The 25,514-nt window shown below is 53.2% G+C and carries 16 protein-coding genes and 2 pseudogenes; 14 read left to right on the top strand and 4 right to left on the bottom strand.

Going from position 1 to position 25,514, the window contains the following annotated elements; translation table 11 throughout:
* The first annotated feature begins 24 nt into the window (after window positions 1-24).
* Window positions 25-1,641: a Do family serine endopeptidase gene (locus PJI16_18715; protein ID MDT3779601.1), complete on the top strand. Its 1,617-nt coding sequence runs from the start codon at window positions 25-27 to the stop codon at window positions 1,639-1,641.
* 145 nt (window positions 1,642-1,786) lie between these two features.
* Here the strand turns inward: PJI16_18715 and PJI16_18720 are convergent, their stop codons facing one another.
* From PJI16_18720 to PJI16_18730, 3 genes are all read right to left on the bottom strand, one after another.
* A complete protein-coding gene (locus PJI16_18720) occupies window positions 1,787-2,386 on the bottom strand; it encodes a hypothetical protein (protein MDT3779602.1) in 600 nt (199 codons plus the stop codon).
* A gap of 120 nt (window positions 2,387-2,506) precedes the next feature.
* Window positions 2,507-2,947, bottom strand: coding sequence for a hypothetical protein (locus tag PJI16_18725; protein ID MDT3779603.1), 441 nt, complete (start codon window positions 2,945-2,947; stop codon window positions 2,507-2,509).
* Window positions 2,944-3,324: a hypothetical protein gene (locus PJI16_18730; protein MDT3779604.1), complete on the bottom strand. Its 381-nt coding sequence runs from the start codon at window positions 3,322-3,324 to the stop codon at window positions 2,944-2,946. Before PJI16_18730 ends, PJI16_18725 begins: the two co-directional genes overlap by 4 nt.
* 490 nt (window positions 3,325-3,814) lie before the next feature.
* Here PJI16_18730 and PJI16_18735 point away from each other — a divergent pair, with 490 nt between their 5' ends.
* The 10 genes from PJI16_18735 (at window position 3,815) to PJI16_18780 (ending at window position 16,932) form a co-directional block, all read left to right on the top strand.
* Complete coding sequence (locus PJI16_18735) at window positions 3,815-4,003, top strand: hypothetical protein (protein ID MDT3779605.1); 189 nt, start codon at window positions 3,815-3,817, stop codon at window positions 4,001-4,003.
* A gap of 619 nt (window positions 4,004-4,622) precedes the next feature.
* Window positions 4,623-5,108: a hypothetical protein gene (locus PJI16_18740; GenBank protein ID MDT3779606.1), complete on the top strand. Its 486-nt coding sequence runs from the start codon at window positions 4,623-4,625 to the stop codon at window positions 5,106-5,108.
* On the top strand, window positions 5,105-5,617 hold the full coding sequence (locus PJI16_18745; GenBank protein ID MDT3779607.1) for a hypothetical protein: 513 nt from the start codon (window positions 5,105-5,107) through the stop codon (window positions 5,615-5,617). The genes PJI16_18740 and PJI16_18745 overlap by 4 nt, the downstream gene beginning before the upstream one ends.
* 280 nt (window positions 5,618-5,897) lie before the next feature.
* Complete coding sequence (sthA, locus tag PJI16_18750) at window positions 5,898-7,304, top strand: Si-specific NAD(P)(+) transhydrogenase (GenBank protein MDT3779608.1); 1,407 nt, start codon at window positions 5,898-5,900, stop codon at window positions 7,302-7,304.
* Window positions 7,305-7,761: 457 nt separating this feature from the next.
* The gene (locus tag PJI16_18755; protein MDT3779609.1) at window positions 7,762-10,941 is read left to right on the top strand and encodes an efflux RND transporter permease subunit; all 3,180 of its coding nucleotides are present in this window, start codon (window positions 7,762-7,764) and stop codon (window positions 10,939-10,941) included.
* Window positions 10,934-12,184, top strand: a complete 1,251-nt coding sequence (locus tag PJI16_18760; GenBank protein MDT3779610.1) for an efflux RND transporter periplasmic adaptor subunit — start codon at window positions 10,934-10,936, stop codon at window positions 12,182-12,184. Before PJI16_18755 ends, PJI16_18760 begins: the two co-directional genes overlap by 8 nt.
* A gap of 47 nt (window positions 12,185-12,231) precedes the next feature.
* Complete coding sequence (locus PJI16_18765) at window positions 12,232-13,821, top strand: efflux transporter outer membrane subunit (GenBank protein MDT3779611.1); 1,590 nt, start codon at window positions 12,232-12,234, stop codon at window positions 13,819-13,821.
* A 324-nt stretch (window positions 13,822-14,145) separates the two neighbouring features.
* Window positions 14,146-15,489, top strand: coding sequence for a cytochrome ubiquinol oxidase subunit I (locus PJI16_18770; GenBank protein ID MDT3779612.1), 1,344 nt, complete (start codon window positions 14,146-14,148; stop codon window positions 15,487-15,489).
* 12 nt (window positions 15,490-15,501) lie between these two features.
* A complete protein-coding gene (gene cydB, locus PJI16_18775; GenBank protein ID MDT3779613.1) occupies window positions 15,502-16,536 on the top strand; it encodes a cytochrome d ubiquinol oxidase subunit II in 1,035 nt (344 codons plus the stop codon).
* Window positions 16,537-16,800: 264 nt separating this feature from the next.
* A complete protein-coding gene (locus PJI16_18780) occupies window positions 16,801-16,932 on the top strand; it encodes a hypothetical protein (protein MDT3779614.1) in 132 nt (43 codons plus the stop codon).
* Window positions 16,933-17,388: 456 nt separating this feature from the next.
* Here PJI16_18780 and modA read toward each other — a convergent pair whose 3' ends face one another.
* Window positions 17,389-18,192 (bottom strand): molybdate ABC transporter substrate-binding protein, encoded by an 804-nt coding sequence (gene modA, locus PJI16_18785; protein ID MDT3779615.1) that lies wholly within the window; start codon window positions 18,190-18,192, stop codon window positions 17,389-17,391.
* A 550-nt stretch (window positions 18,193-18,742) separates the two neighbouring features.
* On the opposite strand from modA, the pseudogene PJI16_18790 reads away from it, so the two are divergent.
* From PJI16_18790 to PJI16_18800, 3 genes and pseudogenes are all read left to right on the top strand, one after another.
* Window positions 18,743-21,929: pseudogene (locus PJI16_18790) on the top strand (efflux RND transporter permease subunit).
* A 1-nt stretch (window position 21,930) separates the two neighbouring features.
* Window positions 21,931-23,094 (top strand): annotated as a pseudogene (locus PJI16_18795) (efflux RND transporter periplasmic adaptor subunit).
* A 335-nt stretch (window positions 23,095-23,429) separates the two neighbouring features.
* Window positions 23,430-25,046 (top strand): efflux transporter outer membrane subunit, encoded by a 1,617-nt coding sequence (locus tag PJI16_18800; GenBank protein MDT3779616.1) that lies wholly within the window; start codon window positions 23,430-23,432, stop codon window positions 25,044-25,046.
* Window positions 25,047-25,514 lie beyond the last annotated feature (468 nt).

Consider the following 25,514-nt stretch of genomic DNA (forward strand, 5'->3'; position numbering starts at 1 on the left):
TATAAAAAAAGCTTGAGGATGGGGATGGCATACAGTGAAGAGGGTGTAAGAATAAATTACCTGATGGATTATTGGGGACATTCGGGGATTTACCCCATCGCAGATTCTATTCCGGGAATGCAGTACAGGCATCTAGAACTAGTCATGGGGATGAAAATGGGCAATAAAAAGAGGAAGGTGAGGGGTCATTGGTTCCGACAGGTCTTTAGTCCGGCCTTGGCGATGTGGATCGGTTGTGCCGGTGTTTTTGCCATGAGTATCGGAATGGAGGGAACTCTGGGGTGGGCGGGCGAACCATCAGAGTCGGCCATAGAACGAACGGAGGAAAGGACCGTAAAGCAAGGAGGATTCGAAGACGTGGCTCAGGCGGTGACCCCGTCTGTGGTCAATATCACCGCAACCATTGATATTGTTGATTCTCGGGGTGGAGGCGTGCCACTCCCGTTTAGAGGTTTTGGTGAGGGCCAACCGCCACCGGGTATTCGCAAACGTCAAAAGGGTTCAGGGTCAGGAGTCATCCTGTCTTCCGACGGATATATTGTGACCAATAATCATGTAATTGCCGAAAGCCGTGATCTCCTTGTTACTCTTCCAGATGCGCGTGAATTTTCAGCCAAGGTGGTTGGTGCGGATCCGGAAACAGATTTGGCGGTTATTAAAATTCAGGCTGAAAACCTTCCAGTGATTCCCTGGGGAAATTCCTCCTCGTTAGCTGTTGGCCAATATGTACTGGCTGTTGGCAACCCGTTTGGTCTGAATTCAACGGTGACGCTTGGTATAGTCAGCGCTCTTGACCGAGGAGGCATGGGGTTAGCCCGCTTTGAAGATTTCATTCAGACCGATGCGGCAATTAACCCTGGGAATTCAGGTGGAGCCTTGGTGAACACACGGGGAGAATTAGTTGGCATTAATACGGCAATAGCCTCTCAAAATGGAGGGTATCAGGGGGTGGGGTTCGCTGTGCCCTCTTCATTAGCAAGACCTGTGTTAGAGGAATTGATCAATAATGGAAAGATTGTCCGAGGATATTTAGGTCTGGGGGTGCAGGAAATGACGATGGAGTTGGCTCCGTGGTTTGGCCTGAAAAACAGTGAAGGGGCGCTAGTGACCGATGTGGTTCCTGGTGGACCCGCCGATAAAGCCGGCATACACCGGGGAGAGGTGATTCTTCAGTACCAAGGGAAACACGTGAAAGATGGACAGATGCTTTTGGAGGGAGTGACACGTGCCAATATTGGAGAACAGATCGAATTGGGTATTATCGAGAATGGAAAAGAGCGTAAAGTAAGAATGATCATCCGTGAGCAACCACCGATCCCTCAGGTGCGGCGTATTCGAACGCCTCGGGTGGAGCATCCGCTTGCCGGAGTGGAAGTGGCCGATGTCGATGAGGCGGCCATTCAGGAATATGAGTTGAATCCTGTCACCAAGGGAGCTGTGGTCTCATTCCTTGAAGAAGGGTGTGCTGCTGAATTAGCGGGGATCATAGAAGGAGATGTCATTATTGAATTGAATATGCATTCCGTGGAATCCGTCAGGGAGTATTCCTCATGGTTTAATCGGCTTAAAAAGGAACAAGCGTTACTGGTGGTGCTTGTCCGTTCTTCGCGTCATTTGTATGTGGTGGTGAAATCTTCCTGAAAGAATCAGGCTGAGAAGGGTTTCCGGAAATTCACGGATTTATCAGAGGAGCTTTTGTCTGCGGCATTTAAACTCTTTGTCCAAGGGTTCTTTATTTTTGGCCGGGGATGTTTGAAGATTCCTGGTTGAAAATAAGAGCACCGGATCAAAATGGAGCGATCAAATCGGTAAACTCAAAGTCGAAAAAAAACAGGATGGTATATTCGTTGAAGTAGGTTGACCCTTGGAACCAGGGAGTGGAGCGAACAAATTGTCCCGTCGCCGTTTCGTAAATATCCAGGCGGAATCGGGAATATCCCGACAATTTTTGGGATGCGTATATCGCAATCTCGGGCAAGGCAATTGGGAGGAGTGCACTCTGTATTGGAGGTAACCCGAACAAGGAGGACCGTTGCTCGACTCCTAGACCCTGAACAAGGATGTGGATTCGGTACTTGGCTTTAGCTGGATCCGCAACGATTTTCAGTCCGCTTTCTCCCAGCCAACCCCCAATTGCACCCTTGAAAAAACCTTGGGCAACGGGCAATCCATCTGCCACGTGCAATCCAGAGATATCGAGACTTACCGTCTCTCCAGGGGTTAAGAGGATGGGCATGGTGTTCTCTCCATGCAGACTTCGCTCCACAGCTTGAGCCATGAGGAGTTGTTGGACTGCAGTTGGCGATTCAGGAAGGGGTATGGCATTCATGGCACCGCAGCCGGTCAGTATTCCCACTAACAGGAGAACTGATAGAATCCATAGCATGGACCTATTCCACTGACGTACTTCGGTTAACCAAATCACTTTCACCTCTTTTTTGTTAAGACCAGAGAAATATGGGAGTCAACTTCAAGGAGAACAGGTGTTCGATACGGCCTCGTTAGTTTAGGGAGCAGATCCTGGGGAATTAATCATTGAGTCGGATTCCTTTGTCGGGGCAGATGGAATGGACGGATTCGGAGGTGCCGCAAGGGCAGGGTTCATCTCCTTGTGTTTGGTGACCCGAAGCAAAGTGGGATCGTGAATAAAAGGTTCGTATTTCGGCACGTCTAATGTTACCAGATCACGTTCCTCAATAAGGAGGTCGATCTCAGGCGCCTGCTGTTGAAAGGTGGCTAAAATGCTTCCGTCTTGAGTCGTCATGGTGACCAGTAAACGATCCTCTTGGCGTTTTTTGTGTGTCACCGATCCTTCAAGTGGATGCATGGCGTCCTTCAAAAAAGCGGGAAGGTAGGAATCCAAATACCGTGAGGCTAACATCGGGCTACTGAAGCCAAGGCCTAATCCTAGAAAAAATACCGTCGCCGGTATGACCCATGGTCTCATGGTTTCTGTTCCGTGTTTGGAGGTTCGTCTATGGGTTTTTCCCATTCTGTTGAAGGAAAGGTCTGCTGTGTGGTTGGAGGTTCGTCTTTTAGTTTTTCCGGTTCTGTTGGAGAAGAGGTCTGCTGTGTGATTGGAGGTTCGTCCTCCAGGGGTTCCTGCTGCACTGGAGAAGGTTTCTGCTGTCCGCGAATAAACGTTTCCAGGCGACTGAGGGCATCAGCGGTCATGTCGCGAGCCCCTTTGGTCGCCTGCTCGGATTTTTCGGTGAGGTCTTCTATTCGTCTGCGGAGATCCCGCATTCCCCCGCCCGTTCGCTGAAACGCCAGAATTGCAATTACTAACGCGACGATAGCAATGAGTAATGTGAGCACTTCCATGATGTCCTCCTTGTGGTTCTCAAAATGACTTCATCGATCAATGAAAAAGTCTTTGATGGATTGCGACCGAACCCTTTCTGATTCTGACATACTTAAAGGATGAAAGATAAGGTGATTGATCTGGTTTCTCAAAATCTCACCGTGTCTCTGAGGTCTGTGTGCGGAAAATTTGCTGAAACTTGAAATGAACTGTTTTGGATCTATATTTATGGCTTGGCTCTAAACGGCGCCTGTCGATAGCCTACACCATCGAGCTAGGACGATTACACCACATCTACCTGGCGAGGTAACAATTCTCCTCTCATGCATGAAGGGAGATCACAGTTGAGTTCGTAGTCATCTGGCCTTAGCATCTGAATCCCAATTGAATGATCGTTTCCGGGATAAAGGATAAGCCCTCAGGACTTTTCCCATAGACCTGCACACCATTCGAGAAGGTGCAAACCCGTAAACTTTTGAATAATTGAGATGCGAATCGGTGTTGAATACCATGGTCGATTCTGATACAGAGGAACGCTCCGTAGGGGGGAGGCCATTTTGTAATAAAATATTGGGACTGACCAATGGTGAACTCGATTTCCATCTCGGTGGGCTGAGCAATCCTGAAACGCCGCTTATCCATGCTCAAGACGGTGTGGCTACGGCAAATGCAAGAATAGACCAGCTTTTGCTTTGGTGATTCATCAGGGATTTCCCCACGGCTGGGGAATCAGATCCTGGCAGAGATAATGCCCTTCGCTCCGGGCATTGAAGTAGATGAGTGGTATTTTACAGTCCTAGAAGGGGAAGCATGGACGAGGGGCGGTTGGCAAAATCCCGGCCTTTGGTATTTTGACATGTGGGTGGCTTGTCTATAATCCAGTCATTCCCGATACAAAAGCTACACCGTCTCGGGATTAGCGGGAAAGGGGACACCGCGCATAGTCGTGCCTTTTCCCATACCCATCGATCCTATAATGTGCGAGATGTTTCAGCGTTCAAGTACTATCGTGATACGTATTCCAAGTGATTTGCCAAAATGCACACGTACAACAAAATCATTGAAACCTTAAGTTTGAGGGCCATACACTACCAATCGACGCAGTTTTCCGAACGTAATAATTATTCGGTGCTTTGCGGTGTTTTAGTGTATGGGTTCTGTGATCAATGGACCCATGAAAAAAAATCGGCCAACGGGATGACGGTGACGAGTGTACATGGCCCTTGTGGCAATTTGATACGGTGATTCAGAATGGGAAGAGATCGGTTTGTCCGGTATACATAGGGGAACGCACTGTTGGAGGTAAGAGAAAGGAAACATGATGTCTATAGCCAAAAGATTGAGGGTGCTTCTGGTGGTTTTGACCGTGATCGTCACGGGAATGGGAACCGAGGCGGGACTCGCCGAAGAAATTCGGCCCTTACAATCCATTCTCAGTGATGTGGAAAGACACATTGGAGAATTGACCATCAACCTGGATGAAATCAGAAAACGGATAAATTTTTTGCAAAATCTCCCTGTCACACATGACCCAGTCATTCAGGAACTACGAGCACTTGATCTTCAAGGATGGACACTGCACCTGGAACAATGGGAACTGCAACTTGAACATTTGCGATTTGCGAAGACCATGCTACAAAAAGTGCAGGGAATTTCCGGTGAACCGCATGAGTTAATGGCTGCCTGGCGTCTCCATGAAGACCAGTACCGGACGAGCCTTGAAGTCTACCGCCGACAACGGGATACAATCGAAGAGCGCCGCCTGATCACAGAAGGGCACATGTTTGAGCGGTACCTTCCATGAGCGAACGTCATGCCATCAAGCACATGCCTGTGTGGCGGGACATGGTTTTCATAGGGCTCCTCGGTTTCGGAATATTCATGACCGGATGTACGTCCGTCAATACGCTTCTTCTCACTTCCCAGACCTTTCCGCCCAAAGCCTCATGGCAGGAAGTTGAAATTTTAATTCGTGAGCCCTCCTGTGCCCATATCGACATTGCACAACTGAGTATGGAAGGTAGTGGGTCGGGCAGTTATGCCACCGAGCAGACCTATATTCTTAAAAAGGCAGCTTCATTAGGCAGTGATGCGGTCGTGTTTACCAAATCTGAAAAATATTTGGAGCATGGAGTCAGCTACCAAAGCCCCATGATGATGGGAGGACCCTGGGGAATGGGAAGTTATGGGTATCCTGGTTGGGGTTACGGAATGGGTTACGGAAGAGGCATGGCGATTCCCTACAGTTATACTGTCACGTCACTAACCGGGATCGCCATACGATATACGAATAATGAGCAGACTAAATGCTAATGTATTGAGAATATAATTACAGGAATGTTAATTTCCTTGCCCTGATGGGGCTCAATCCGGATTAAAAGCAACGGGCAGATAAAGCATTGCCAGCCCGTTGATATGGTCACAATTTACTCGGTATTTTGGGAAAAATAATTGTGGTAACATTGAGGGAGCGTTTTAGTGAATAGGTCTGAGGCTCTTCCCTATTCCATGTCCACATTAAGGATGTCATGTAACGTCCCTAATGCATTTTTTGGCATGGCCTCAAATTTGGCCTGATATATTTTGGATCCCGATGACTCATCAATTCGATTTTGATTTCTTATGCATCGGCAGCGGCCCGGCAGGCCAACGAGCTGCGATCCAAGCCGCTAAGTTCAGGAAGCGGGTGGGAGTGGTTGAACGTCGGCAGTGCGCGGGGGGGGTATGCATAGAACTCGGAACCATTCCCAGCAAAACCCTACGCGAGGCCGTGTTATCCTTCATGGCTACCAACCATCCGTTTGTTCAAGAGACAAGAAATCGGGAACGGCACCGTCCCACAGCGGAACAACTCTTTTCCCGTGTGCAATTTGTCCGCAACCGGGAAGTCGATGTTGTGGAGGATCAGCTTTGGAGGAATGATATCGAACTCATTTCCGGCGAAGCCGCCTTTACCGATGCCCATACCCTCGTTATTCACACAGAACAGGGAACGAAAACGGTCACTGCTGAGAATATTCTGCTTGCCGTCGGAACCGTAGCCGCCCCGCCGCCTGGTACCGGCGTGGATGGTGAAATCATTGTTACCAGTGATGAGATGGCTCACCTCACATCTCTGCCCAAACGTTTAGTGGTTGTCGGAGGGGGCGTCATCGGGATGGAGTATGCCTCCATGTTTGCCGCACTCGAAATCGACGTAACCGTGGTGGATAAACGAGAGCATTTACTGGAATTCCTCGACAATGAAATCGTTGAGGAACTCATTCATCAAATGAGAAACCGGGATGTGACCTTCCGATTGGGAGAAACCGTGGGCGCATTGACTATTGCTGAAGGCCCGCCCAAACAAGCGGTGATCCAATTGGAGTCCGGGAAGCGCCTCGTGTCCGACATGGTTCTGTATTCCGCCGGGAGAATCGGCGCAACCGACCGATTGAATTTGGCTGGAGCGGGTCTTATCGCGGATGCCCGGGGGCGCCTCGCAGTTGATGAGGATTTTCGAACCCAGGTCCCCCATATCTTTGCCGCCGGGGACGTGATTGGGTTCCCCAGTCTCGCCTCCACTTCTGCCGCGCAGGGCCGACGGGCGGCGTGCCATGCCTTTGGAGTCAGTGCCGGTCCGATGGATACGCACTTTCCCTTCGGCATCTACGCCATTCCGGAGATTTCCATGATCGGCGCGCATGAACATGAGCTGACGGAGAAAAAAATCCCTTATGAAACCGGAGTGGCTCGCTATAAGGAAATCGCCCGTGGGCAAATTATGGGGGATGACAATGGTTTGCTCAAGATGCTGTTTCACCGGGAGACCCGGAAGCTTCTCGGTGTCCATGTGATCGGCACGGGTGCCACGGAACTCATCCATATCGGGCAAGCGGTACTGGAATTAGGGGGTGGGCTGGACTATTTTCTTGACCGGGTCTTCAATTATCCGACACTGGCCGAATGTTACAAGGTGGCCGCCTTAAATGCCTTTAATAAACTTTCACAAATAGGTTAGAGTCTTGAGTCGACCATAAATTGAATTCGAGAATTATATCCAGAAAATCCATCAAAGCAAGATCAATGCCTCTTTTATGATTCCTGAAAAAGGATTCAGGAAAACCTTTCTGATCCCACATTTTCACGCGACTGAAGAATTCTCTCACATTTCCGGTCCAACAGCCTAAGCCGCCAGTCCGAATTTTTCATGGTTGGCTATTCAAAAATTTGGAAATGACTAGATGGCCACGATCTGATCCCCATAATGTGCGCGCATCTTTCCATGCCCTGCCGGATGTCGAGGCCATCCAATTGGTTAGGTTTTTTGCTATTCGCTAATTCAATTTGCTAAGTAGTTCCCTGTTTGTTATCCCCTAGAGGACGCGAGAGGAGGTATTTTGGTTGGGAGATGCTATCTCTTAGGTCAGCTCTGCATCAATGATGGAGAATTGAAAGGCTTTTAATAGAGCGTACGCATGAACCAACTTGTCCTTATTGCCCTCCGAAGGCCTTTAACCTTCGTCGTTCTTGCCATCTTAATCGTGATATTCGGGACGAAGTCGGTGCTCCAAACGCCAACCGATGTCTTTCCGAATATCAGGATTCCCGTCATCTCCGTTGTCTGGTCCTACGCAGGCTTGTTGCCGAGTGATGTATCCGGTCGTATCACGTTTTACTTTGAACGGGCGTTGACCTCGACCGTCGAGGGCATCAAGAAGATTGACAGCAAATCCTATTTCGGCATCAGCATCATTAATATCTTTCTTCAGGAGGGAGTCAACCTTGCCGGCGCCGAAGCCGAGGTTGCGGCGATTGCGCAGACTGTCGTGAAAGCGCTGCCGCCAGATATTTCCCCACCAATGATTATGCGTCTGGAAGCGTCCTCAGTGCCGGTCGCGATGTTGCAGGTCACCTCAGACACATTGACACCCGCAGAGCTCTATAACCTTGCCTTTACTCAAATCCGTCCCCTTCTTGTGACTATTCCCGGGGCCATCTTGCCACATCCTTATGGGGGACAGCCGAAACAGCTTCTGGTCTCGCTTGATCAGCAGAAATTACTTGCTCGTAACCTTACCCCAGCAGATATTTTCCATGCTTTCGACAAGCAGAACAAGGTGCTGCCGGCTGGCGACCAAAAGATTAAGGCCACCGACTGGATGGTCCAGACAAACGCGATGCCGTTGCAGGTCGAGGATTTTAACGATATTCCGATCAAGAGAGAGGGAAACGCCTTCATTTATATGCGTGATGTGGCCAACGTGACCCTCGCCGGCCCTCCACAAACGAATGCCGTGCTGGTGGAAGGCAAACAGGCCGTCACCCTCGTCGTCATGAAGAGCGGGGAGGCTTCGACGTTGGAGGTGGTCGATGGGGTCAAGAAGGCGATTCCTCGCATTGAAAAGATCGTGCCCAAGGGCGTAGAGGTTAAGATTCTCAACGACGCCTCGCTTTTCGTGAAGGAATCGATCGCGGATGTGGTAAAAGAAATGGCGACGGCTTCCGCGCTGGTGGCTCTTATCGTCCTGATGTTGCTGGGCTCATGGCGGCCAACCGTTATTATCGCCACTTCGATCCCGCTCTCCATCCTGTCCGCACTCATCTGCTTAAACTTAGCAGGAGAGTCGCTGAATCTCATGACGTTAGGAGGATTGGCGCTGGCCGTCGGCATCCTCGTCGACGACGCGACGGTGATGATTGAGAATATCGATACCCATATTGCCATGGGTAAACCCCTTGAGGAGGCGATCGTGGACGCCGCCAACCAGATTATCGTCCCCACGTTGGTTGCCACGTTAAGCATCGCGATCGTCTGGCTCCCGCTCTTTGAGCTCAGCGGCGTATCCGGCTGGCTGTTTGCACCAATGGCAAAGGCGGTCATTTTCGCCATGCTCTCATCGTTCATCTTGTCGCGTACGCTGGTGCCGACCATGGCAAAATATATCCTCGCGGATCACCACGCGCCGCAGGCCACTGAAGCCGGTGGAGGGGGCGAACCGGAAAAACCCCAGAGCTTCTTCGTCCGCTTCCAGCAGGGTTTCGAACGCGGCTTTGACCGGTTCCGTGAGCGCTATAATGCCCGTCTCGAACAGGTAATCCTCCATCGTCGCACCTTCGTCGCCATCTCTCTCGCACTCGCGCTTGCCTCCCTTAGCCTGTTTTTCTTTAATGGGCGGGATTTCTTCCCTGAGGTCAAGTCGGGGACAATGCAGATGCATATGAGGGCACCGCTCGGTACGCGTATTGAGGTCTCAAGCCGTCTCAGTTCTCTCGTTTCGAAAGACATCGCGCAGATGCTTCCCGGGCAGGTTGAAGGGGTCGTCAGCAATTGCGGCCTGCCGGTCGGACCGCATAACCTCGCTTTTATTCCGACCCCGACGATCGGGTCGCAGGATTGCGACCTGACGATCGACCTGAAAAATGAAAAGTCACCGGTTTGGGACTATCGGCGTATTCTCCGCAAAGGTCTAAGTGAGCGGTATCCAGGAACCGAATTCACATTTCAGCCGGCTGATCTGACCGCCAAAATTCTCAATTTTGGCTCGCCCGCGCCGATCGATGTGCAGATTAATGGGATGGAGATGTACGCCAACTACGAGTTCGCACGAAAATTGGCAGGAGAGCTTCGCAAGATTCCCGGCGCCAGGGACGTGACGATACAGCAGACGATGCGCACGCCGACCCTTTTCGTTGAAGGCCAACGCACGTTCGGTCTTGGCACAAACCTGAGCGAGGGGGAAATCGCCGACAATCTGCTGCTATCCACTTCGGGTAGTCAACAGATTGACCAGCAATATTGGCTCAATCACAAAACGGGTATCTCCTATCAGATCAACATTTATACGCCGCAGCCTCAGCTCACGAGCATTAAAAATCTCATGACGGTCCCTGTCGATCAGAACAATCTCGATTCGTCGCAAGATAACGTACAACTACTCGGTAATGTGACGACGCATTCAATGATCGGAACGCCCGGCCTGATTTCGCACGCGAACATTATGCCCCTGTTTAATATCTACGTGTCTGCCGAAGGGCGCGACCTCGGAGGGGTTCTGGCGGATGTCGAGAAGGCTGCCAAAAGCCTGGAGGACGAGTTGCCACGCAGTGCAGCGCTTGAAATTCATGGGCAAGCCGAAACCATGTATGAGGCGTATGTTGAGTTGATTGTCGGTCTCATCTTTGCCGTCGTGCTGGTGTACCTTCTGATCGTTGTCAACTTTCAATCTTGGCTGGACCCCTTTATCATTATTACCGCATTGCCCGGGGCTTTGGCGGGTATTGCATGGGCATTGTTCCTGACCCATACGAATATTTCCGTGCCGGCGCTGACGGGGGCTATTATGACGATGGGCACAGCAACCGCCAATTCGATTCTTATCGTATCGTACGCCCGCGAACGGCTCGAAATGCACGGAGACGCGATGCTGGCTGCTGTCGAAGCCGGGAAAGCCCGCATCCGTCCGGTGCTGATGACGGCATCGGCCATGATCATCGGGATGTTGCCGATGTCGATGGGCAATTCCCCCAATGCGCCGTTGGGTCGGGCTGTCATCGGCGGTCTGATGGTCGCGACCGTGTTTACCCTGTTTTTCGTGCCTTGCGTGTATGCCATCATCTACAACAGGCGAGGGGCTCGCCAAAAGGACCATGGATAATATGAAGATCCTGCGTGGAAGAGGCCTTGTGATCTTCGCAATTCTGCTGAGCCTTCTATACATGGGCTATCGAATCTATGCACACAACAGCGGCGCCGCTACGCTACGCGAGGAGACACTTGAAGACGCCGTTCCAATCGTGGCCATCATCAATCCCAAACCCCTACCACCAACTCAGACCATTACTCTACCAGGCAATATCCAAGGTTGGTTTGAGGCGCCGATCTACGCCCAGGTCTCGGGCTATGTGAAAATGTGGTACACGGATTACGGAGCCAAGGTGAAGAAAGGCGACATTCTGGCCAAAATCAACGCGCCGGCTCTTGACGCTCAATATCGGCAGGCCAAGGCGGATCTGGCGTCTGAACGCGCCCTATATGGTCTTGCCAAATTGACCGCAAAACGTTATCTGGCGCTCCGCGATAAACATTCCGTCTCCGAGCAGTCGATTTCGGTAAAAGTAGCAGAAGCGAACGCCCAAGCAGCAAGGGTCAATGCCGCGGAGCAGCATGTCAGAAATTTCGAGGCGCTGATTCGGTTCAAAACGATCGTGGCGCCCTTCGATGGGGTGGTGATTGATCGCAACATCAATGTCGGTGACTATGTCAACAAAGAAGGCACGATCAGTTCTCCCAGTGCGATCAGCAACCTCTTTACAGTGGCCGACGTCAGCAAGGTGCGCCTATTTATCTCTGTGCCGGAGTCTTTCGGGGCATTTCTCAAGCCAGGCCTGACGGCTGAGGTAACCGTGCCGCAAATGCCCAGTCGTCGTTTTACAGCAAAATTCCTTACTGTCGCAGGCGGATTCCATGTGAGCACCCGCACCGCGGTTACCGAATTCGTGCTGGACAACGAAGATAAAGCCCTCTGGCCTGGCTCATACGCCAAGGTAACTCTCACGACGTCCGTTGATTCTGATTTCCTCACGATTCCAACCAGCGCGATGGTGTTCCAGGAAAATGGCACCGAAGTAGCCATGTTGACGGATAACGATCGCATTCATTTTAAATCGATCACCGTGGGCAAAATCCTCGACGCCACGGTTGAGGTCACAGAGGGGATTACTTCCACCGACCGCATTGTGAATAATCCCAGCGCGGCATTGCTCGAAAACGAAAAAGTGCGCATCGTCACACCAGCACCTGGTTATGACCGCCTCAATACCGAGGGCCCTGCGGCAAAGGAGGTTTCTGTGCCAATGGACAATCCTGCGCCAACGGAGGCCGCGGCTTCAACGGAATAATTTCCACCATGATCGTCCCAATACACTCAATGGGCAAGCGCTTACACATGAGACTAGAAGGATCACCCATCTTTCGGGTTTGTGCCTGGAGCAGCAGTATCTTACTCCTTGTGCTCAATTTGTCGGCCTGCTTGCCCCACGTTGATCTGGCGCCGGACTATCAACCGGCCGAATTCGTCGTACCTGCTTCATGGCATGGGGCAAGTCCCTTCGTCCAGGCCAGGCCATCGGATGATGCATTGAGACAGGACTGGTGGTCCCTGTATGACGATCCGGTTCTGAACAAACTTGTGGATCAGGGCATGGCGGCTAACCCGGATCTGCAGGCGGCCGCCGAGCGGTTTGTTCAGGCCCGCGATATGATGATGAAAGCCCGTTCACGCCGCATCCCACATGTGGGACTGGGGTTCGGTGCCTCCGATAATAGGCAATCCGACAATCATCTGTTTCGCAATCCCAATATTTCGGACACCGCATCGACTGTCTCTATGGGAGGGGTAGCATCCTGGGAGCCGGATTTCTGGTCGGCGATCCGCAACGCCACCCGCGTTGAGATCTACCGCGCCGAAGAACGCGCCGCTGAATATGGGCTTGCGCGGCTCAGCCTACAAGCGGAAATTGCGGCAAACTATTTCACGCTTCGCGGCTTCGACGCGCAGCTTGCGATTTATACCCAATCCATCGACCTCTATAAAGGATCGCTGAACCTGATCACAAATCAGTTCACAGTCGGGATCGCGTCCCAACTCGACATTGCCAGAGTCGAATCTCTGCTGTTCAGCACTCAGACGAAAGAGGCCCAGGTTCAAGGTCAACGCCAGGTGACGGAACAGGCGATTGCCATTCTCCTTAATATGGTGCCGGCCAGTTTCACGATCGAGCCGGTCGACGACCTTCGAATGGCGGATTTCACGATTCCGCAAACCATTCCCTCCACCTTACTGGAGCGTCGACCGGACATCGCCGGGATGGAGCGCCGGATGGCCCAGGCGAATCGCGCGATCGGCATTGCCCGCGCCGCCTTTTATCCTAATGTGACATTCCTGGCCGGCGGAGGGTTCGAAGATACCGGCTTCAATCTTATAAAGCTTGCCAATAGTTTCTGGTCCTACGGGTCCGCCATAGAGCTCCCGCTCTTCCAGGGTGGATTTCGCCGCGCCCAATTGCAGCAGTCCTGGTCGGTTTATCGCGAGACAGAAGACCGATACCGTTCGACGGTGCTTAATGCATTTCGCGAAGTTGAGAACAATTTAAGCCTGACCAACCGGCTAACCGCCGCGGCCAATCGGCAGGATGCCGCAGTCGGAGCATTTTTCAAAACACAAGACCTGACATCGAGCCTCTATATGGGTGGCCTGGCTTCAAGTCTTGAGCTCATTTACGCCCAGGTGGCAACGCTCACGGCGCGCATCGAGTCAGTGATGATCAAGGCCGATCTCCTGAAATCCTCGGTTGCTCTTATTCGTGCACTCGGCGGGGGGTGGAACAGAAACCAATTGCCGGCGGACGACGAAATCCAGCCTTTCGATACATTCCAATATGTCGACATTGACAAACCGGCGCCAGCCGGAGGGATCGATGTCAACGCGGGTAATAACTCGGTGAATAATGATTTGACCACACCTTCCATTCCTTAATCGGCATTCAACCCGTGTTGACTCGGCTATATTGGAGAGCCATGGCCGCATTGAAAGCCCCTTTCTTTGAAAGATTCGAATAAACAATGAGCTATCCGAAAATCGTGTCCATGTTCGATACTTTCCCGGACAAGGTCCGAACATGTTTGGCAAGCTGTTTGGGTATATGGGGTGGTCTCCGGGCCACCCCTCCCGGACGCTCCACTCCATCTGCTGGATCTGTTACGATGACAACGCAGATGAGGGAGAGACCAGGCTCCTAGAAGACGTTTTTCGGCCGGCCGGTTCCCGTTCCGAGGTGTCACCGTTCAGTAAAGGAATTCTATGGCCAGTGCGCTACTTTACGACCGTCTACAATTTGCTTTCACCGTCACATTTCATTATCTCTTTCCCCAATTGACGATCGGGCTGGCCTTGCTCCTCCTTTATCTGAGGAGCCGTGCACTCGTTTCCGGTGACGAGCATTATCATCAGATCGCCAGGTTCTGGACAAAGATCTTCGCCTTGAGTTTTGCCTTTGGTGTCGTGACCGGTATCCCTTTGGAATTCCAGTTCGGGACCAATTGGGCAAAATTCTCCAACTTCGCCGGCGGAGTGATCGGCCAGACACTCGCGATGGAAGGCCTGTTTGCGTTTTTTCTGGAATCGTCGTTTCTCGGCATCATGCTGTTCGGCGAAGGGCGATTCAGTCGGCGGGTGCAATGGGCCGCATCGCTGATGCTCTTTCTCGGTTCCTGGCTTTCCGGCTATTTTATTCTGGCAACGAACTCCTGGATGCAACATCCGGTCGCCTATACGGTGGCTTCGGATGGACGGTTGTTCGTCGACAGTCTTTCCGGTCTGCTCACGAATCCCTGGCTGTTCTGGCAATTCGCCCACAACATGACGGCCGCCGTCGTGACGGCTTCATTCGTCATGGCAGCGCTCGGTTCGTTCTATCTCCTGTCTGGGTTGCACGTGAAGGAGGCAAAGACATTCCTCCGCACCGGCGTGGTGGCGGGGGCCATCGCCACCGCTCTGATGATCTTTCCGACCGGCCACGAAAATGCCCGGCAGGTGTTTGAACACCAACCGGTCAAAGGCGCTGCCTTCGAAGGGCTCTTCAAGACCGAGCGTGGCGCGGGTATGGTGCTCATTGGCCAGCCGAACATCGAAACCATGACAATCGACAATCCACTCGTGGTGCCTGATGCGTTGAGTATTGTGCTCTTTGACGAACTCTATGCCGAGGTAAAAGGGCTCGATGCTTTTCCACGTGCAGAGTGGCCGGACAATGTGGCGCTGCTTTATTATGCCTACCATGTGATGGCCGGGCTTGGAACCATACTCGTATCGGTCATGGGATTGGCGCTGCTCTGGCTTTGGCGGGGACGATTGTTTGCCGCGAACTGGCTGCTCTGGCTGCTCATGCTTGCCGCCCCGTTTCCTTATCTCGCCACCACGGCCGGCTGGATGACCGCCGAACTTGGCCGCCAACCCTGGCTGGTGTATGGCCTGCTCCGCACGGCTGACGGTGTCTCACCGCTGGTCCATTCTGGGAATGCACTGTTTACCTTACTCGGATATCTCGGAATCTATCTCGTTTTGGGACTGCTCTTTCTATTCCTGATCGCTGATATAATCAGGCATGGCCCGGAAAGTTCTATTCCTAAGTCTGCGAACCCGTAGGAACCAGTACAAATGGAAACCTTCTGGTATGTTTCCGTCACGTTCATGTTGGCGGTCTATGTTGTCCTTGACGGCTTCGACTTCGGCCTGGGAATCGTCTACAGCTTCGTGGCGAAAAATGAAACGGACCGGCGTGCGGCGTTGGCCGCCATCGGCCCTATTTGGAACGGCAACGAAGTGTGGCTGATTGCTGCGGGTGGACTGTTATTTTTTGCGTTTCCCAAGGCCTATTCGGCGGGGTTCAGCGGTTTCTATCTGGCCTTGCATCTGGTTTTGTGGCTGCTGATTGCCCGTGGACTCGCGCTCGAACTCCGGTCGCACGTGAATCACCCCCTGTGGCGGCAGTTTTGGGATGTGGCCTTTGCCGGGGCGAGCCTCCTCTTGGCTGTCGTGTTCGGTGTGGCCTTGGGTAATCTCATTCGCGGTGTGCCGTTGAATTCCGAAGGCTATTTCTTCGTGGCGCTCTGGACAAATCTCATGACTGGACCGGATCCGGGGATACTGGATTGGTTTACCATCCTCATCGGAGCCACAAGCGCGTCGATCCTCGCCATGCACGGCGCCAATTTCCTGGCCATGAAGACGGAGGGCGAGTTGCGAAAACGGGCGCGACGTGCTGCCTGGCTGACTGGATCGGCCGTGGTCATTCTGGTCGTGCTGGCCCTCACGGCTGTTCCCTTTGTCCAACCCTTATTCTATCTCAACTATGCCGCCCATCCCATGGGGTATGTTTTCCCTGTTCTCACCATGGTGACGTTGTTGTTGGCTCTTGAAATACGAAGGCGTGATTGGGATGCGGGAGCATTTTCCGCAACGAGTCTCTTGATCCTGACTATGCTGGCCAGCACAGCCTGGGGGTCATACCCGAACATCCTGATTGCGACGAGTGAGCCGGCGAACAGCTTGACCGTGACCAACGCCACCGCCGGCGTCTATGGCATGCAGATCGGCCTTTGGTGGTTTCTCGTTGGATTCATTCTGCTCCTTGTCTATCAAGCCTGTGCACATCAGGCGTTCTGGGGAAAGGTCAAGCTCGACGCAGAATAAATCTTTCTGTTCTGGATGATCCCTTCCCCCGGACTCGCGATCAGGATCTCTCTATTATCAGCCTCTGAGCCAGGAGTCGCCACTTACCGGTTCTTCGAAGGTCCGCCATACCTGGAGGACCAAATCTCCAAATGAACTGATTGGCGAACCATCTGTCTATCCTTGAGCTGGGTCAACCTTGGCTGTCCTGCCGGGGATGCACAGACCCTGTAGGGTAAGAGGGAATTGCAGGACCTTGTTGACGAGGGAGAAGGCGGTGAAGGCATGCATGACGCGGCATGGATTATGGCATTGTCGACAACCAAAAAACGCTTGGACTCTCATGTGCGCAATGTGTTTCCACGCGTAGGACAATATGCGGGGGATCTCCAGGTACTCCGAATTTTTCAACAGTAGATTTCACCCTTGAGCGCATTGGTGACCTGCTGCGCTATGACCGGCAGACACTACTTGCTGCCTCGAGAATGACATGACCACACAATTGCGACAGGCTGCGAGAATGACGAATCGCAATTTCCAAGGCAACACGCTTCCCGATTAGCATACCGCTGCCTGTCCCGCCTGGTGCTGTCTCGGTATTCGATCTAAGTCGTGACAAACTCCACAGCCTTCCAGAGTCCCGATGAATCCGTTTATATTAAGCGGGGTAGCAGGGGTACTTTGGTTTCTGGGTCAAAGGGAACTTTCTTTTCTCCTTCGATGAGCACAGAGTGAGTTTTCTGCGAAGCAGGTGTCGCATAACCTACCGTCGCGACGAGAGGCGAGAATGGTGGATAGTTCCAAGGCTTTTCCTCGGCAGCGCTTAAACATGCCTCTAGGGCATACGTAGGCTCAAAATCCTTTCTACCCACGTCATCCATTCGATGAGACGGAATCAAAACCATGATCAAAGCCATATTTGACGAGAAGTTTTTGTATGCGAGGACTCATGATGAAATCGAAAAACTCCTCCGCGACCTTCATGGATGCCTCTCGACAAGTCGACACTACCGCTTCCCCTAGTAGGACCGGTATATGCATTCCGGCAGGATTTTCTTCAATGATGCGCACTTGGGGGTTGTTGATCGCATCCACGCGATAGATGATACCCATGTCCGCCTTCCCTGTGTGAATCAGGTTCACGATATCCTCAGCATGCGCCGCATGGACCAGCTTGAACCGGTTCTTATATGCGGGATCACGCTTGGCAAGTGCCTGTGCCGTGATTTCTCCCAATGACGACGTTCTCGGATCGCCAAGGGCCATGCGGATCGCTCCATTGGGCAGTGCCTCACGAAAGGAAATCGGCATGATGTGTGAACTCGCTGACATGACGAGTACGAGAGAGGTTTGTGCATAGATCCGAGGTCCCCCATTGAGAGTCATTCTCTTCTTTTGCAGTTTTTCGACTTCCCCAACCGCGGCAGGGAGAAACACATCGATCGGAGCTCCCTTTTCAATTTGCCGCCGAAATGTTTGTGACGGACCGTACACGACCTTTACGGCCGCATCATATTCTTTCTCGAACATCGGCACAATTTCCTGTAGTGCCGACCTCAAGCTTGGGGCGGCCCCAATAGTCAGAGCTTCAGCTTGAACAGGCTCTCCGGTTGGCACGATACCGAGGATGCCACCTACCAGCGCTATCGCCATACTAAGTTTCCGAATTCCTCTCATGATGCTCAACTTTCCGACCTCTGACGTTATTAGAGGTCTAATCCGCAAAATGAATAATGAGGCTGAATCAATTTTCAAGCAGATCCGCTGATCTTTGTGCGGCCTACTGCATAACTGCAATTTATGTAATAGCAAGATAAATACCACTTGGGAAATGCTTCGATGGCCTGTAGAAAATCGAGGTAACGCCCATGTTTTCGAGCATTTCTCTATGTCTCCTTCCAAGACAACGTTCTCTCGCCTGAATAAATGGTGAGAATTCGCACAATGCACTCAGTGCAAAAACTCACACCGAATTCCTTATAGCTTTGTTTGTTCAACACTTTCGACGTAGAGCGGATGACGACGGTTTGCGCCATAAAGTGCGCACGTTCTGCTGTGGTTAATCTGTGAAGGTCAACTAATTTTAATTTGGTAAGGATTTTGCTAGGAGCTAGGAGGGAATGCTTTAGAGTTACGGTGCCCGGATCACAGAAACCAAAAGAGGTTGTTTAGATAAAATGGCATCCAACATGGCAGAAATTCCAACCGATTTTGGGAGGCTTCGCGCATGAACCAACTCGTCCTCATTGCCCTGCGGCGGCCCTACACCTTCGTCGTCATGACCATCCTCATTATAATATTGGGGGTCAACACCATACGCCACATGCCGACCGACATCTTCCCCAATATCACGATTCCCGTCACCTCCGTCGTCTGGATTTACTCCGGCATGCTGCCGCAGCAGGTGGAAGGGCGCATCACCTATTTGTTCGAACGCTTCCTGACCTCGACGGTGGAAGGCATCAAGTACATCCATAGCCACTCCTACTTCGGCAGCAGCATCACGAATATTTTTCTCCAGGACGATGTCGACGTGGGGCGGGCCGAAGCGGATATCGTGGGCATTGCCCAGAACGTCGTCAATGCGCTGCCGCCCGATATTTCGCCGCCCATGGTCATGCGCCTCGCTCCATCCTCCATCCCGGTGGCCATGCTCCAAATCAGCTCCGACCACCTGACGCCCGCGGAACTTTACAATCTCGTCTACATGCGAATCCGCCCCCTGCTTGTGACGGTACCCGGGATCGTTCTCCCGCACCCCTACGGCGGTCAGGACATGCAGGTCATGGTCAATCTCGATCAACAGAAATTGCTTGCCCGTCAGCTCACTCCGGCGGACATTCACAATGCCCTCCAACAGCAATACCTCGTGCTGCCTTCCGGCGATGTGAAGATCAAGGAGACCGACTGGATCGTTATGACGAACGCGTCACCTTTGAAGATTGAGGATTTCGCCGATTTCCCGATCAAGCGGGAAGGCAACGCGTTTGTCTACTTGCGCGACGTCGCCACTGTTCGTCTCATGGGGCGGGTGCAACAGAACTCCGTCCTGGTGAAGGGCAAACAGACCGTCATCCTGGTCGCGATGAAAAGCACGGAGGCCTCGACTCTCGACGTCGTCGATGGAATCAAGAAAATGATCCCGCGCGCCGAGCAAATCTCTCCCGAGGGCGTGGAGATCAAGCTCGTCAATGACGCCTCGACGTTCGTGAAGGATTCGATCTCGGACGTCTTGCATGAAATGCTGATGGCCGGTGGGCTGGTTGGCCTCATCGTGCTGTTGCTGCTCGGCTCATGGCGTGCGACGGTCATTGTCTGGACCTCGATTCCGCTGTCCATTCTGACCGCCATCATCGGTCTTCATCTGCTCGAAGAAACGATTAATGTCATGACCTTGGGCGGGTTGGCGCTGGCCGTCGGCATTCTGGTCGACGATGCGACCGTGATGATCGAAAATATCGATCGCCATATCGAAATGGGCAAGCCGCTCGAACAGGCTATCATCGACGCTGCCAATGAGATCGTTGTCCCGACCTTCGTTGCCACCCTTTGCATCGCGATCGTCTGGCTCCCCCTCTTTGAACTCGGCGGGGTTGCCGGCTACCTGTTTAAGCCTATGGCAGAGGCGGTCATTATTGCGATGCTCGCCTCCTTTATTTTTTCACGCACACTGGTGCCGACTATGGCCAAATATATGCTGAAGGATAACCATGTCGCTGCCGCATGAACCTCACGGAGAGTCCAGTGCGGAAGGATCGCGGAATATTTTTCTCCGCTTTCAGAGTGGGTTCGAACGCGCCTTCAATCGATTCCGCGGGGGCTACGGTGCGCTGCTCGAACAGGCGATCGCCAACCGTCGCATCTTCGTCACGATCGCTCTGGCCATCGCGGTGAGTTCCCTGTCCCTCTTCTTTTTCCTCGGGCGGGATTACTTTCCCGAGATCAGGTCGGACATCATGACGATGCATATGCGGGCACCGCTTGGGACCCGCATTGAAGTTTCAGGACGCATTGCCACGCTTGTCTCCAACAGCATCGAGGAGTTGCTGCCCGGTCATGTCGAAAATATCGTGAGTAACTGCGGCCTGCCGGTCGGACCGCACAACCTCGCTTTCATTCCGACGCCGACAATCGGCTCCCAGGATTGTGACCTCACGATCCTCCTGAATGATGAAAAGTCACCGGTGTGGGAGTATCGGAAAATTCTCCGAAAGGGTCTGAGGGATCGCTATCCGGGAACCGAGTTCACCTTCCAGCCGTCCGATCTCACAGCAAAAATTCTCAACTTCGGCGCGCCTGCGCCGATCGATGTGCAAATCAACGGCCCGGACATGTACCCCAATTTTGAGTATGCCCGAAAATTGGTGGGCAAGTTTCGCGAAATCCCCGGCGCCGCGGACGTGGTGATCCAGCAGACAATGGCCACGCCGACCATCATGGTCGAAGGCAATCGCACATTTGGACTCGGGGTTAACAGGTCCCTGAAGGATATGGCCGACAACGTACTCATGACAACTGCCGGGAGCCAACAAACCGACCAAATTTATTGGCTCGATCCCAGTACCGGCATGTCGTATCTGATCAATGTCTATACGCCGCAGCCGCAGATCAACAGCGTCAACAGTCTCAAGACCATCCCGGTCCAGGCCTCAAGTCCTTCTTCGAAGGATCCGGAAGGGCAGGAGGTGCAGCTCCTCGGCAATTTAGCCGACATTACCGCGACGGGCACGCCGGGCGTGATCACGCATGGGAACATTATGCCCCTGTTCAACATCTATGTCTCTGCCGAAGGGCGAGACCTCGGTGGTGTGTTGGCGGATGTCGAAAAGATTGCCAAGGACATGGAGGACGAGATGCCTCATACCGCCGCGCTCGAAATCCATGGCCAGGCCTCCCTGATGCACGACGCCTATTTCGAGCTGATCGTCGGACTGTTCGCCGCGGTCGTGCTGATCTATTTGCTGATCGTCGTCAACTTTCAATCCTGGTTGGATCCCTTCATCATCATTACGGCCCTGCCCGGCGCGTTGGCGGGCATTGCGTGGGCATTATTTCTTACCCATACGCGTCTTTCGGAGCCCGCGCTGACGGGCGCCATCATGACCATGGGCACGGCCACCGCCAATTCTATCCTCGTTGTGACCTATGCGCGTGATCAGCTCAAAGAGCACGGCGACGCGTTGCGGGCCGCGATTGAAGCCGGAACGACCCGCTTCCGTCCGGTGCTCATGACGGCTTCGGCCATGATTTTCGGGATGGTCCCCATGGCAACAGGGTATTCTGCGAATGCGCCGCTGGGTCGGGCCGTCATCGGCGGCCTGCTCATGGCCACCCTCTTCACTCTGTTTTTCGTGCCCTGCGTCTACGCAATTGTTTATAACAGGCGAGCGGCTCGTCAGAAGGACCATATATAAAATGAAAAAGTCCCTACGTGGAAGGCTCCTGGTCATCTCAGTGGCACTTCTGTGTGTCCTCTACCTCGGCTATCGGGTTTATGAGAGCAAAAGCGACGCCTCTTTGCTACGCGAGGAGACGCACGAAAACGCCGTCTCCACCGTGGCAGTCATTTACGCAAAGCCGGTGCCGCCGACCGAGACCATTACGCTTCCCGGTAATATTCAGGCCTGGTTTCAGGCGCCCATCTACGCACAGGTCTCGGGCTATGTGAAGATGTGGTACAAGGACTACGGCGCGCTGGTGAAAAAGGGCGATATCCTTGCTGAAATCAACGCGCCGGCCCTCGACGCCCAATATGCACAGGCCAAAGCGGACCTGGAATCGGTGCGCGCCATCTATTCCCTCGCCGAAATCACCGCAAAGCGTTGGTTGGCCCTGCGCAAAAACCATGCGGTATCCGAACAGTCGATCTCGGTAAAGGTGGCGGAGGCCAAAGCTGAATTGGCGAAGGTCAGGGCAGCAGAGCAGAACGTCAGAAACTTCGAGGCGCAGATTCGATTCAAAACCATTGTCGCGCCCTATGATGGTGTGGTGACCGTCCGTAATATTAATGTCGGTGATTACGTGAACAAAGAAGGCACAATTAGTTCCCCTGGTTCGGTCAGTAATCTCTTTACCGTGGCCGACGTCAGTATGCTGCGCCTCTTTGTCTCCGTGCCGGAATCGTTCGGCCCCTTCCTCCAGCCTGGCTTGACAGCCGACGTGACGGTGCCGCAATTGCCCAATCGTCATTTCACCGCCAAATTCCTGACCGTCGCTCGTGGATTCGACGTCAGCACACGCACCGCGATCACCATCTTCACGATCGAAAACGAGGACAGGGCTCTTTGGCCTGGCTCCTATGCCCAAGTCCACCTCACGGCGCCGGTTGACAGGGAAGTGTTCATGATTCCGTCCACCGCGTTGGTGTTCCAGGAGCACGGCACACAGTTGGCTGTGGTGGGAGAGGATGACCGAGTGCGCTTCAACCCGATAATCGTGAGCAAACTCCTTGACAGCGCGGTGGAAGTAGCCGAAGGGGTTTCCACCTCCGACCGCATCGTGAACAACCCGAGCGCGGCATTGCTCGAGGGAGACACGGTCCGTATCGTGACGCCGGCACCCGGTTATGATCAATTAAACGCGCCGGTTTCAACAGAGGGTGCTGGGCCAATGGAAGGTCCTCCCCCAATGAAGAGTCCTGCGCCTTCGAACACTCCCGCGCCAATGGAAGCTCCTGCATCAATGGAAATTCCTGTACGTCCGAACACTCCTGCTTCGATGGGAGCTGCCTCGCCTCCGAACACTCCTGCGTCAATGGAAGTTCCTGCGCGTCCGAATCCTCCTGCGTCAAGGGGAGCTCCCGCACCTCCGAACACCCCTGCGTCAATGGAAGTTCCTGCACGTCCGAATGGTCCTGCGCCAATGGGAGTTGCGGCATCCAAGGAACACGTTTCACCATGAGAAGCCCTATACCGATGGTGGGCGAGCGCATACACCCGAGACCGGAAGTTCCGGGCATCTTGTGGAGTTATGCGTGGCGGTTGGCTTTGTTACTGCTGACGCTAAATTTACCGGCGTGTAATTGGTTTCCAGCCGTCGATCTGGCGCCCAGCTATGATCCGCCTCAATATGTCGTCCCCGTCTCATGGAAAGGGGCAAGTCCCTTTGTCGAGGCGAAACCCTCGGATGATGAACTCCGTCCGGATTGGTGGCAACTTTTTAACGATCCAATCCTGAACAGCCTTGAAGAACAGGCCATGGCGGCCAATCCGGATCTGCAGGCCGCGGCAGAACGGTTTGTCCAGGCTCGCGATGTGATGATGAGGGCCAGGTCGCAGTACCTTCCTCACGCCGGTCTGGGGTTTGGCGCTTCGAACAATAGACAATCCGACAATAGTCTGTTTCGCGGTCTCGGCGAGGACAACCGGGAAGTGGCCATTACCGCCGGGGGGCTCGCGTCCTGGGAACCGGATTTTTGGTCGGCGCTTCGCAATGCCACCCGTGCCGAACTCTACCGGGCCGAAGAGCGCGCTGCCGAGTATGGCCTCGCGCGGCTCAGCCTGCAGGCGGAAATCGGTGCGAACTATTTCACCCTCCGAGGATTCGACGCACAGGCGGCAATCTATACCCAATCTATCGACCTCTATAGAAGCGTGCTTAACCTCGTCAAGGCCCAATTTGCCGGCGCAATCGCGTCGGCGCTCGATGTCGCCCGCGTCGAATCGCTGCTGTTCAGTACGGAAACGAAATTAGCCCAGATTCAAGGCCAACGCCAAGTGACCGAACAGGCGATCGCCATTCTCGTCAACATGGCACCGAGCAGCTTCACGATCGAACCGGTCGATGATCTTCGGATGGCGGATTTTGAAATTCCCAAGACAATCCCTTCCACCTTGCTGGAGCGGCGGCCCGACATCGCCGGGATGGAGCGCCGGATGGCACAAGCCAACCGGGTCATCGGCATTGCCCGCGCGGCTTTTTACCCCGATGTCCGGTTCTCGGCCGGCGGCGGGTTCGAAGATACCGGGTTCAGTCTGATCAAGCTCGCCAGTAGTTTCTGGTCTTACGGGTCCACTGTTTCGTTGCCCCTCTTTCAGGGTGGATATCGCCGCGCTCAATTGCAGCAGGCTTGGTCGGCCTATCGCGAGACGGAAGATCGCTACCGTTCGACGGTGCTGAACGCCTTTCGCGAGGTCGAGAACAATTTGAGCCTGACTAACCGGCTGACGCTGGCGGCCAATCGGCAGGGAGCCGCCGTCGGAGCCACACTCAAGACGCAAAATCTGACGACGGAGCTCTATAGGGGCGGGCTGGCGTCCAGCCTTGAACTCATTTATGCGCAGGTTGCCACACTCGAGGCGCGTATCGACTTGGTAGTTATTAAGGCTGAACTGCTGAGAGCCTCGGTGGCGCTCGTCCGGGCGCTCGGAGGCGGCTGGAATCGCAACCAATTACCCACTGATGAGGAGATCCAACCATTTGGTACGTTCCAATATGTCGATCTTGACAAACCGTCTCCCGCCGGGGGGATCGATGTTAACGCGGGCAACAACGGGGTGGATAATGATTTGACCATACCTTTCGTTCCTTAACCGGTGCCCACCAAGTATTTGCTGATATGTCTTTTACCGAAATGATTCATTTGGGTCCTCCTCCGCTTGGAAGACTCATTCGAGAAATCCTACCGTGTGATGAAATATTCAATGAGAAACTCCAATGGTTTCCAGGAGAATAAAAACCGGCCGACCGAAGCAATGGGGGACCTCGTTGAGTGGGACTACGGGCAGTTTTGGCATGGAATCCTCTTCTTCAGCGTCGAATTCCGATCCCTGAATGAATGGAAATTTTGCCTTCGCGAACCGGTTGTTTTCTTGGCCAGTGATTCGGTGAGGGGCGAATAGGGCAATACGCCATGAGTGTATCCTGATACCTGAAAATTACCAGGTATCTGGCAACCCCCGAACGCCCGATTCTTCGGTTCAACCGGTTCTGACATTCCCAAGAGGCATGGAAGAGGAGAGACGTTTTTCTAAGATTAGTGAAAATTAATGGCCCCTTAA

The organism is Nitrospira sp. MA-1, from assembly GCA_032139905.1.
GTDB lineage: Bacteria > Nitrospirota > Nitrospiria > Nitrospirales > UBA8639 > Nitrospira_E.